We start from the raw sequence: 12,121 nt of genomic DNA on the forward strand, positions 1-12,121 counted from the left end.
AATGTACCTAATTTATAACAGTATAAAAAATTGCTTTTTCGTACTTTTGCGCTTTAATTTTAGTCGAAAAACATGAGTACACCAAAAAGATATACAATTACAGCTGCATTGCCTTATACAAATGGTCCAATTCACATCGGTCACTTAGCAGGGGTTTATGTTCCTGGAGATATTTATGCTCGTTATTTACGTCAAAGAGGTAAAGACGTAGCCTATATTTGTGGTTCAGATGAACACGGAGTTGCCATACCAATGCGTGCTAAAAAAGAAGGTGTTACTCCGCAAGCTATTATTGATAAATACAACGGAATTATCAAAAAATCGTTTGAAGATTTCGGAATTTCTTTTGATAATTATTCGCGTACCTCTGCAGAAATTCATCACAAAACTGCTTCTGATTTCTTTACCAAATTATACAATGATGGTGAATTTATTGAAGAAGTTACCCAACAACTATATGATGAAGAAGCAAATCAATTTTTAGCAGATCGTTTTGTTATTGGTACTTGTCCAAAATGTGGAAATGAAGAAAGTTATGGTGATCAGTGCGAAAAATGTGGAACAAGCCATAATGCTACTGATTTAATTAATCCTAAATCGGCAATTACAGGAAATGTACCTACCTTAAAAGAAACCAAACACTGGTTTTTACCATTAGACAAGCACGAAGCTTTTTTACGCGAATGGATTTTAGAAGGACATAAAAATGATTGGAAACCTAATGTATTAGGGCAATGCAAATCTTGGATTGATGATGGATTGCGCCCTCGTGCCGTAACCCGTGATTTAGATTGGGGAATTCCTGTTCCTGTTGAAGGCGCTGACGGAAAAGTGTTATATGTATGGTTTGATGCACCTATCGGATATATCTCTTCTACTAAAGAATGGGCAGAACGAGAAGGTAAAAACTGGGAAGATTATTGGAAAAAAGACGACACTAAATTAGTACACTTTATTGGTAAAGATAATATTGTGTTTCACTGTATCATTTTCCCAGCAATGTTAAAAGCGCATGGCGATTTTATTTTACCAGATAATGTACCAGCAAACGAGTTTTTAAATTTAGAAGGAAATAAATTATCCACGTCTAAAAACTGGGCAGTTTGGTTGCATGAATATTTAGAAGATTTTCCAAATCAACAGGATGTATTGCGTTATACCTTAACAGCCAATGCACCTGAAAATAAAGACAACGATTTTACTTGGAAAGATTTTCAAGCAAAAAATAATAATGAATTAGTAGCTATTTTTGGAAACTTTATCAATCGTGTTGTAGTATTAACAAACAAATACTATAACGGTGTTGTTCCTACACCAAATGATTTTAGTGAAGTTGATGAAGAAACTTTAGAACAACTAAAACAATTCCCAGATATTATTGCAAAATCAATCGAGCGTTATCGTTTTAGAGAAGCCTCTCAAGAAATGATGAATTTAGCACGTTTGGGTAATAAGTATTTAGCAGATGAGGAGCCTTGGAAAGTTATTAAAGAAGATGAAGAACGTACAAAAACGATTATGTATGTAGCCTTACAAATTGCTGCTGGTTTAGCAGTATTATCAGAACCGTTTTTACCTTTCACCTCAACAAAGTTAAAATCAATTTTAAATATCGATGACAATCTTACTTGGAATGACATCGCTGAAAAAGACGTTTTATTAGCAGAAAACCATCAAGTAAATAAAGCTGAATTATTGTTTTCTAAAATTGAAGACGCTACTATCCAAGCACAATTAGATAAATTAGAAGCTACTAAAAAAGCCAATGAAGCTGCAAACAAAGTAGCAGAACCTCAAAAAGACACTATTGAGTTTGATGATTTTACTAAAATGGACATGCGCGTTGGAACCATTTTAGAAGCAGAAAAAGTAGCGAAAGCTAAAAAATTATTAAAGCTAAAAGTTGATGTAGGTATTGATGTTCGTACCATAGTTTCTGGTATTGCTGAAAGCTTTAAACCGGAAGATATCGTCGGACAACAAGTAACTGTTTTATGTAACTTAGCACCAAGAAAAATTCGTGGTGTAGAAAGTCAGGGAATGATTTTAATGACTGATACTCCTGATGGTAAATTAGCCTTTGTACAGCCTTCTGAAAAGGTGAATAACGGAGAGTTTATTTCTTAGATAATATATTCATAAAATAAAAAAACCTCGCAATTTGCGAGGTTTTTTAGTTTACACATTCTTTAACCAACCTACAATACTTAAGCGAGGTCTTGTCAACGCTACTTTTACCTCATGCTCGGTTACATCACTCTTAAAAAAAGCAACTCTTCCTCCAATTGGTAAAATAGTTTCTGTCTTTTCTTTAGTATACAGTACTAACTCTCCTCCGTCATCAGTATTCCACTCGTCATTTAAATATATGACGAATGAAAATAATCTTCCATTATCGGTTTGGAATTGGTCTATATGACGTTTGTAAAAACTACCAATATCATAATACGCATAATGAAACTCAAAAGCATTGATACTCGTATAACACGTTTTGTTTAGATAATCAGAAAATTCATTCATTTTTTGAAGAAAACTTTTTTCTAAATTATCTTCCGTTTTTTCGTTTATCCAACAAATAACATCTCGTCTTATCTCTTTGTCTTTTGTATAATCGGAGTCTTTTCCAATACCCGCTCTATACATGGTTCCTTCTTCATAATGTTGCATTAAATTATTCCGAAGTTCTGCTATCATATCCGCAGAAAAAAAATCATCACAAACTCCAAACTCGTTGGAAATTAAGCCAGTAATCAATCGTTCATACTGTTGCTTATGCAATTCATTTACAGTTGTTTGCATTAATAAATTTACAATTAGAGTAACCGCGAAAGATAGTCTAAAAACATATAGATTGTATACCCCCGAATAAAAATTTATATTTGTTTTATTTTATGAATTTACTATCCTTTATAGGTTCTCACACCAACCTTTCTTCAACTGCTATTCAAAGTACTATTGAACTATTAAATGAAGATTGCACCATTCCTTTTATTGCTCGTTATCGAAAAGAAAAAACGGGGAATTTAGATGAAGTTGAAATCGGTCAAATTGTACAATTCAAAGAACAATTTGAAGCCTTAGAAAAACGAAAAGCAGCAATTTTAAAAGCCATTGAAGAACAAGATGCCTTGACCGATGAGTTAAAAGTTAAAATTGAAAAAACTGAAGATTTAACCACTTTAGAAGACATCTATCTTCCCTATAAAAAGAAACGTAAAACCAAAGCGGAAACGGCTCGTAAAAACGGATTAGAACCGTTGGCAAAAATGATTATGAGCCAGCGAGTAAACGATTTAGAATTTACCGCTTCAAAATACCTTTCAAACGAAGTAGAACATGTTGATGATGCTTTAGAAGGTGCTCGTCATATTATTGCGGAATGGATTAATGAGCGAACTGATGTTCGAAATAATATTCGTTATCAATTAGAACGTTTTGCTACGATTACCACTAAAGTTGTTAAAACTAAAAAAGAAGACGAAGCAGCACAAAAATTTAAAGATTACTTTGATTGGGAAGAAAACCTAAGTCGTATTCCCTCTCATCGATTATTAGCTATTTTACGTGCAGAAAAAGAAGGCTTTATCCGTGTTAAGATTAGTATTGATGACGAACGAGCTCTTCAAAAAATAGAAGACAGAATTATTCGCTCACACAACGAATGTGCTGAGCAAATTGAATTGGCAATTGCTGATGCCTATAAACGTTTACTTTTTCCTGCATTGTCAAATGAAGCTTTGTCTATAGCCAAAGAAAAAGCAGATGAAAGTGCTATTAAAGTGTTTGCAAAAAACCTACAACAATTACTATTAGGGTCACCTTTGGGTGAGAAACGAATTTTAGCTATCGACCCTGGATTTAGAACAGGATGTAAAATAGTTTGCTTAAATGCTCAAGGAGATTTACTACATAATGAAACTATTTTCCCACATGCACCTCAGCATCAATCAAAAGAAGCAATGAACAAACTTAGCTCATTGGCTGATGCATATAAAATTGAAGCTATTGCGATTGGTAACGGAACTGCTTCTAGAGAAACAGAGCAATTAGTGAAACGTGTGTATTTTAAAAACTCGGTAGAAGTATTTGTAGTAAGTGAAGCAGGAGCATCTATTTATTCTGCTTCAAAAATTGCACGAGATGAATTTCCTAATTATGATGTAACAGTTCGTGGTGCAGTTTCAATCGGACGTCGATTAGCTGATCCTTTAGCTGAATTGGTTAAAATTGAAGCTAAATCAATCGGTGTTGGGCAATATCAACACGATGTAGATCAAACACAACTAAAAAAATCATTAGATACCGTAGTTGAACACTGTGTAAACAAAGTTGGTGTAAATGTTAATACAGCTAGTGCTTCTTTATTGAGTTATGTTTCAGGTATTGGTCCTAAGCTAGCAGAAAACATCGTAAATTACCGAAATGAATATGGTGCTTTTACTAACAGAACTGCTATTAAAAAAGTGCCTCGTTTGGGTGGAAAAGCTTTTGAACAATCAGCTGGGTTTCTTAGAGTAAAAAATAGTGACAATCCGTTAGATGATTCAGCAGTACACCCTGAACGCTATGCATTAGTAAAACAAATAGCAAAAGATGCTGGTAAAAAAGTAGATGATTTAATTGGAAACTCATCTGCTTTGAAACAAATTAAATTACAACAATACGTAACTGATTCTTACGGACTACCTACACTACAGGATATTGTAAAAGAATTGGAAAAGCCAGGGTTAGATCCTCGTGAAAAAGCCAAAGCTTTTAGCTTTAACGAACATATTAAAACGATTGATGATGTAAAAGAAGGTATGATACTTCCAGGCATTGTAAACAACATTACCAATTTTGGTTGTTTTGTTGATATTGGAATTAAAGAAAGTGGTTTAGTTCATGTGTCTAATCTAGCTAATACTTTTGTTAAAGATGTTAATGAGCATGTAAGTTTACACCAACATGTTCAGGTAAAAGTATTAGAAGTGGATACCTCAAGAAAACGTATCCAGCTAAGTATGAGTTTATAATATAAAAAGAGCGGTTAAAAACCGCTCTTTTTTCTTTTTCTTGCTTCATAGTAGTTTTCTCACTTATTTATTTCCTAACATTAATAATTCATTACAAACTACTTCAGTTACATAGCGTTTATTACCTTCTTTATCTTCAAAAGAACGTGAAGTAAGCTTGCCTTCAATCATTACTTCTTTACCCTTTTCTAAATACTTCTCAATAATTTCTGCAGTTTTATTCCAAGCAACCACATTGTGCCATTGCGTATCTGTTACTTTTTCTCCTTGCGAATTTTTGTAAGTTTCATTGGTTGCAATAGCAAATTTTGCTAATTTCTTACCACTTTCTAAAGTGATAACTTCTGGGGTGTTTCCTAAATTTCCAATTAACTGTACTCTGTTTTTTAGTGCGTTCATAATATTTGTTTTTAATGTTAAACAGTTAAGAATCTGTCATTCAAACGAATTGATACTGCAAAGATGAAACACCGTACAAATTAAAAGCGGTTAGTAATCGTTTATTTTCGTTTGTAATTGAATGTAATCGTTTAAATATTTTTAATATATTTGAAATCAAATAGTTAGAATATGAAATTTTATTTAGAAACAGAACGTTTAATTTTAAGAGAATTCAGAGAAAGTGAAACGGAAGGAATTTTTGAGTTAGACTCAAATCCTGAAGTACATAAATATTTAGGAAAGAATCCCATTACAACCTACAAACAAGCTGAAGACATCATAACATTTTTTGAAGAACAATATAAAGAAAGAGGCATTGGTAGGTTTGCTGCTTTTGAAAAATCTTCTGGAGAATTTATTGGATGGTCAGGATTAAAACTCAATACAGGGGAAAAAGAAGAATTAAATGGATTTACTGATTTTATAGACATCGGTTATCGTTTTATTCCGCGTTATTGGGGTAAAGGGTATGCTTCAGAATCTGCTTTTGCTTGTTTAGACTTCGGCTTTAAAGAAATGAATTATGATGTTATTTATGGTGCTGCTGATGTAGAAAATATCGGCTCTAACAAAATTCTACAAAAAATAGGTCTACAATTTGTAAATGAATTTGGCTTTAAGGGAGTAAATGTTAACTGGTACGAACTTAAAAAATCAGACTATGGAAAATAAACAATGTTTAGAGTGTGGAGAAAAGGTTATCGGACGAATTGATAAAAAATTCTGTTCCGATTACTGTCGCAATGCATACAATAACAAAGTAAACAAGGATAGTAAGAATCTTATTAGAAACACTAATAATCGCTTACGAAAAAACTATAAAATTCTTTCCGAACTGAACGTTACCGGTAAAACAAAAGTAACGCGTCGTAAACTATTTGATAGAGGTTTTGACTTTAAATTCATCACATCCCTCTATACCACAAAAACAGGAAACACCTATTTTTATGTATACGACCAAGGATATTTAGAGTTGGAAAATGAATTCTATCTATTAGTTAAACAGGAGTAATTACTTCCATGTATTTCCTTTGAGTTTCATGGCGGCAATTAATACATCCTTTTGACTAATCTGCCCAACTAGTTTTCCATTTTCAACAATAGGGAAACGCCTTCTACGAGATTCTAAAAACTTATTGGCAGCATCTAATATGTTTGTATTACCATCAATCGTTTCAACCTCTTTCACCATGGCTCTTCCAACGGTACTATTTTCTATCGGTAAATTATAATACCTACTATCTGAAATTTGTTTAATACAATCTCCTTCTGAAATAATACCTACAAGTTCATTATTCTCATTAATAACTGGCCCTCCTGATATTTTGTGATTAATTAAAATATTAATAGCCTCTTCAATAGATTGATCTTCCTTAAACGTAATAAGCTTCTTTGTCATGTAATCTGACACTAAAATTGGCTCCTCCTCTTTTTCTGGTGGATTATTTCGTTTACCTTGAAAATTGATAATTCCCATAATAATTAGTTTTAGGATAGACTTAAATATACTGATTTTTAACCAATTAAAAACAAGTGTGTTAAAAAATAAATTGCCTATTTTTATAAGGGATAAAATTAAACTATGAAAACATCAAGAAATTACCTAGCTGTAATCATTATCATTTTAACAGTTTATTGGAGCTTTAACGATATGATACCTAGTGTTTCACCTACTAAAAAAGAAGTGAAAGCTGTTGACTTTTCTATAGACAATGCACTATATCATCTAAAACAAATTTCACAAAAACCACATCATACTGGTACAAAAGAACACAAAATTGTACAAGAATATCTTGTTCAAGAATTAAAAAAACTAGGGTTAAAACCTGAAATTCAATATCAAACAGCTATCAATAAAAAATGGAGAGCTGCTACAACCACAGAAAATATTCTTGCTAGGATTAAGGGAAGCGATAGTAGCAAAGCTTTATTGCTATTATCACATTACGACTCAAATCCACACTCTTCTTTGGGAGCTAGTGACGCGGGCTCTGGCGTAGTAACTATTTTAGAAGGTGTTAGAGCTTACTTAGCAGCAAATAAAACCCCTAAAAACGATGTTATCATACTTTTTTCTGATGCAGAAGAATTAGGTTTATTAGGAGCTCAAGCGTTTGTTGAAAATCATCCTTGGGCAAAAGATGTTGGTTTAGTTTTAAACTTTGAAGCACGTGGTAGCGGCGGATCTAGTTATATGTTGATGGAAACTAACGGAAAAAACAAAACGTTACTTTCTGAATTTCTGAAAGCAAACCCAAATTACCCTGCAGCAAACTCACTAATGTATGGAGTATATAAAAAACTTCCTAACGATACCGATTTAACAATTTTTAGAGAAAAGGGAAATATTAATGGGTTCAATTTTGCTTTTATTGATGATCATTTTGACTATCATACCGAACAAGACTCTTACGAACGATTAAACAGAGAAACTCTACTTCATCAAGCTGATTACTTAACTAGTACATTAAACTATTTTGCGGATGCAAACTTAACTAATTTAAACAGTGACACCGACTATATTTATGTTAACTTTCCTTTTACCAAACTTTTAACTTATACTTTCTCTTGGGTTTTACCCACGTTGATTATTGCTCTGGTTATTTTTATTGCATTGGTTTTTGTAGGGATTTCAAGAAAAAAAATAACTACTGTCGGAATGTTAAAAGGATTTATCCCTTATATAATTTCATTGGTAGTTTGCATAGGAGTATCGTATGGTTTATGGCAATTACTATTAATTATTCATCCACAATATACCGATATATTACACGGATTTACCTATAACGGACATCAATACATTATTGCTTTTGTATTTTTAAACCTTTGGTTAATTTTTAAAACATACTCGTTCTTTAAAGAACAAAGAACAACAGACTTATTAATTGCTCCTATTACCTTTGGATTAATTGTAAATTACCTTATATATATAAACCTTCCAGGTGCTGGTTTTTTAATTATTCCAGTATATGCTTCATTATTTATTTTAGCAATTCTACTTTTAATGAACATTAAAAAGGAATCTAGAGGTACTTTATTTGCAATTCTATCAATTCCTACTATTTATATGGTTGCTCCAATGGTACAACTATTCCCTGTTGCTTTAGGTTTAAAAATGTTATTGATTTCAGCGGTACTTTTAGTACTTCTTTTCGGATTTATGCTTCCTGTTTTTCAACAAGAAAAACTAAAAAATGGATGGCAGTCACTTACAGGTTTTGTAGCGTTATTATTTTTTGTTTTGGCTACTTTTAATAGTGGATTTTCAATAGAAAAGAAAAAACCTAATAGCTTAGTTTTTATTCAAGATTCTGACACTAATACTTCGTATTGGGCTAGTCATAATAAAACCTTAGACGGATATACTAAACAATTTTTTAACGAAGATTCTCCTCAGGGAGGACAAAACTTAATTGCTGGAAATAGCAAGTACAATACTTCTTTCAATTATTATAAAAAAACAGACAATAAAGACATTGCTATTTCTAATATAAATATTAATAAAGACACTATTATTAGCGGGAAGAGAAACATCTCTTTTAGCATAGTTCCAACACGTACTATTGATAGATATGAATTGTTTACAGCTTCTAAGATAACCTTAACCAACCTTACTATTAACGGTACTTTATATGATTCTGGAAAAGCTTTTACCGCTGATAAAGGTACCTTACTTATTTATCAAATGGCAAATACAGATAAAGACTTGACTATTTCTTTTTCTATTGATAAAAATGTAAAACCAGATATTACATTACACGAAATATCTAATGATTTACTATCACATCCTAAGTTTACTATCAAACCAAGAAGTGAAGTAATGATGCCGATGCCTTTTGTAGTTAACGATGCTATTATTTGTAGTAGAAAAATAAAACTCTAAATAAAAAAGCTCAACTTTAAAAGTTGAGCTTTTTTATATTCTTTTTTCTTATTTAGTCAATATGGGAAACACGTAAAGTGTTTACCATTCCTTTGGCTTCAACAGGCATTGAAGAAAGGTTAATTATAAAATCTCCCGATTTTACATATCCTTTTTCTTTAGCTATTTCGTTAATATCTTCAATCGTATCATCGGTACTTAATTCTCTATCATAAAAATAAGCTCTAACTCCCCATAACAAATTCAACTTTCCTAAAATTCTCTTTTCAGATGAAAATGCTAATACATGTGATTTTGGTCTCCAAGCAGAAATTTGAAAAGCTGTATATCCACTATTAGTTAAGGTTGAGATAGCAGCTGCATTAATATCATCTGCCATTAATGCTGCATGGTGACAAACTGATTTAGTAATAAATCTTTTTGTACGGATATGTGGCGGTTCTTGCGGAACTTCAATTAAGTCTGAAAATTCAACACTACCAATAATTTCAGTCATTTTTTGAATAACTCTAACTGGATGTTTACCAACCGACGTTTCCCCTGAAAGCATAACTGCGTCAGCACCATCCATAATAGAGTTGGCCACATCATTTACTTCTGCTCTAGTTGGTACCGAATTTTCAATCATGGTCTCCATCATTTGCGTTGCAATGATTACAGGAATTCTCGCTTGTTTAGCTCTACGAACTAACATTTTTTGTATTAAAGGTACATCTTGCATTGGTACTTCTACTCCTAAATCACCACGAGCTACCATTAAACCGTCACAGTATGGAATTAAAGCATCAATATTTTCAACCGCTTCTGGTTTTTCAATCTTAGCAATTACTGGAACTCTATAACGTGACTTCTGTTTAATCAAATCACGAAGAATACGTAAATCTTCTGGCGTTCTTACAAAAGAAAGCGCAATCCAATCTACCTCTTGCTCTAAAGCAAAAACAACATCTTTCTTATCTTTTTCGGTTAAAGCAGGTAATGATATTTTAGTATTAGGTAAGTTTACTCCTTTTTTCGATTTTAAAGGACCACCTACAACAACTTTAGTTACAACTTCTTTCTCTTTGTCTGTTGCAACTACTTCAAATAATAGCTTACCATCATCAACTAAGATCTTTTCTCCAACTTTTACATCTTTAGGAAAGTGTTGATAGGTCATAAAAGCCTTTTCTTGGGTTCCTTCACATTTCTCTGTAGTAAAAATAAAGGTATCTCCTGCCTTTAACTCTACTCCTTCTTCCATTACCCCTACTCTTAACTTAGGACCCTGTAAATCGGCTAGAATTGCTACATTATAGCCTCTTTCTTCATTTATTTCACGTATTTGACGAATACGTTCTTTTACTACATCATAATCAGCGTGTGAAAAATTAATTCTAAAAACATTAACACCTGCAGCAGCCATATCTGCTAAAACTTCTTTAGTACTGGTTGCTGGACCTAATGTTGCTACAATTTTTGTTTTCTTGTTATGTGGCATATTATTAAAAAATTAAAAAGTCTTTCGACTTTAATGAGTTTACCTCTATTTCGTAAGAGGTTATTATTTGTGGAACTTGATTGATTTTTTCTATTAACTTCACGATAAAATCGTAATCAAATTCTCCTTCTATCTTTAAGAAAAAATCAACTTTTTTCTTTTCTGGAATCAAATAGCTAGTTGAATCACTTTGACCAAAAAGACTTATTGATTCTGTTTCAAGAGTATATTTAAATACATTGGATATTAAAAACCAATCTTGATCTAATTTTGTATTTGCATACTCGTATACGATGTATGAAGATTCTATATTCTTTTGAAAAAAATCTAAATCGTAATTTGCTCTACGAAAGTTAACTTGTAAGTGTTTATTTAACAAATACGCTAACCTATAGTCATTCAAAGTAGTATGGATGCCTATTAACGTGTAATCGTCGTTAGAAAAATCATTAATATTTACCTCATAAATTGGCATAAAACAACTATTTGCTTTTTGCTAAATTAATGAATGTATCTATAATAGTATGTAAATTTTTCGAAAACGTTTTCTCGAAAATGTTAAGAATTTAGCATTTGGCTTTGCATAGCATAGTACACTCTTTTAGCAGCTATTTCTTCTGCTTTTTTCTTAGAGGTCGCTCTACCTTTTGCTATGATATTACCATCTATGCTTACACGTACACTAAAATGCTTCTTATTTTGGTTACCTGAATCTTCATAAGACTCAAATTTGTACTTTTTCTTCTGCTTTTGACACCATTCTATAACAAAACCTTTATAACTTGATATTTTACCCTCAAGTCTTTCAATGTCTACATAAGGCATTATAACTTGTTCGTATATGAACTGATGACAATAGTTATACCCTCTGTCTAAATAAATAGCACCAATGAGAGCTTCAAAAATATTTCCATGAATGTTATTACTAACATGTTCTTTGGAAATATTACTTTTTACAAATTTAATTAAGTCCAAATCTTTACCTAAATCATTCAAGTGCTCTCTACTAACAACTTTAGAGCGCATTTGTGTTAAGTACCCTTCGTCTCCATCGGGTACTTTTTTAAATAGGTAAGAAGCGATTACCGTTCCTAAAATAGCATCTCCCAAAAACTCTAAACGTTCATAGTTAACTGGGTTTCCCTTACTGTCAACTAACTTTAGAGATCTGTGCGTAAATGCTTTTTTATAAAGTGATAACTTAATTGGTTTAAAATTAAGTAACTCTTTTAATTCGTAGTAGAAGTTTTCGTCCTCCTTATTTTGGGGTTTGACAATTCTACGAAGAAAATTCATAAAAGA

General features: G+C 32.1%; 11 protein-coding genes. 5 read left to right on the plus strand and 6 right to left on the minus strand.

Annotation, left to right across the window (positions count from 1 at the left end; genetic code table 11):
* The first annotated feature begins 72 nt into the window (after positions 1-72).
* Positions 73-2,127: a methionine--tRNA ligase gene (gene metG / locus N534_RS0104925; RefSeq protein ID WP_028891419.1), complete on the plus strand. Its 2,055-nt coding sequence runs from the start codon at positions 73-75 to the stop codon at positions 2,125-2,127.
* A 51-nt stretch (positions 2,128-2,178) separates the two neighbouring features.
* Here the strand turns inward: metG and N534_RS0104930 are convergent, their stop codons facing one another.
* Positions 2,179-2,799, minus strand: coding sequence for a 2OG-Fe(II) oxygenase (locus tag N534_RS0104930; RefSeq protein ID WP_028891420.1), 621 nt, complete (start codon positions 2,797-2,799; stop codon positions 2,179-2,181).
* 92 nt (positions 2,800-2,891) lie between these two features.
* On the opposite strand from N534_RS0104930, the gene N534_RS0104935 reads away from it, so the two are divergent.
* On the plus strand, positions 2,892-5,015 hold the full coding sequence (locus tag N534_RS0104935) for a Tex family protein (protein WP_028891421.1): 2,124 nt from the start codon (positions 2,892-2,894) through the stop codon (positions 5,013-5,015).
* Positions 5,016-5,078: 63 nt separating this feature from the next.
* Here the strand turns inward: N534_RS0104935 and N534_RS0104940 are convergent, their stop codons facing one another.
* Positions 5,079-5,414: a single-stranded DNA-binding protein gene (locus N534_RS0104940; protein WP_028891422.1), complete on the minus strand. Its 336-nt coding sequence runs from the start codon at positions 5,412-5,414 to the stop codon at positions 5,079-5,081.
* Between the two features lie 171 nt (positions 5,415-5,585).
* Here N534_RS0104940 and N534_RS0104945 point away from each other — a divergent pair, with 171 nt between their 5' ends.
* Together N534_RS0104945 and N534_RS0104950 are read left to right on the plus strand one after the other, a co-directional pair.
* Positions 5,586-6,128: a GNAT family N-acetyltransferase gene (locus N534_RS0104945; RefSeq protein ID WP_028891423.1), complete on the plus strand. Its 543-nt coding sequence runs from the start codon at positions 5,586-5,588 to the stop codon at positions 6,126-6,128.
* Positions 6,118-6,468, plus strand: coding sequence for a hypothetical protein (locus tag N534_RS0104950; RefSeq protein WP_028891424.1), 351 nt, complete (start codon positions 6,118-6,120; stop codon positions 6,466-6,468). The genes N534_RS0104945 and N534_RS0104950 overlap by 11 nt, the downstream gene beginning before the upstream one ends.
* Here the strand turns inward: N534_RS0104950 and N534_RS0104955 are convergent, their stop codons facing one another.
* The gene (locus N534_RS0104955) at positions 6,469-6,933 is read right to left on the minus strand and encodes a CBS domain-containing protein (protein ID WP_028891425.1); all 465 of its coding nucleotides are present in this window, start codon (positions 6,931-6,933) and stop codon (positions 6,469-6,471) included. It abuts the gene before it with no gap.
* 105 nt (positions 6,934-7,038) lie between these two features.
* Here N534_RS0104955 and N534_RS0104960 point away from each other — a divergent pair, with 105 nt between their 5' ends.
* Entirely contained in the window at positions 7,039-9,339 is a 2,301-nt protein-coding gene (locus N534_RS0104960) for a M20/M25/M40 family metallo-hydrolase (protein ID WP_028891426.1), read from the plus strand.
* A gap of 52 nt (positions 9,340-9,391) precedes the next feature.
* Here N534_RS0104960 and pyk read toward each other — a convergent pair whose 3' ends face one another.
* From pyk to rnc, 3 genes are all read right to left on the minus strand, one after another.
* A complete protein-coding gene (gene pyk / locus N534_RS0104965; protein ID WP_028891427.1) occupies positions 9,392-10,819 on the minus strand; it encodes a pyruvate kinase in 1,428 nt (475 codons plus the stop codon).
* Between the two features lie 4 nt (positions 10,820-10,823).
* Positions 10,824-11,294, minus strand: a complete 471-nt coding sequence (locus N534_RS0104970; protein WP_028891428.1) for an IPExxxVDY family protein — start codon at positions 11,292-11,294, stop codon at positions 10,824-10,826.
* A gap of 83 nt (positions 11,295-11,377) precedes the next feature.
* Positions 11,378-12,115, minus strand: coding sequence for a ribonuclease III (gene rnc, locus N534_RS0104975; protein ID WP_028891429.1), 738 nt, complete (start codon positions 12,113-12,115; stop codon positions 11,378-11,380).
* Positions 12,116-12,121: the final 6 nt, after the last annotated feature.

The organism is Tenacibaculum sp. 47A_GOM-205m (genome assembly GCF_000518405.1).
Lineage (GTDB): Bacteria > Bacteroidota > Bacteroidia > Flavobacteriales > Flavobacteriaceae > Polaribacter > Polaribacter lutimaris.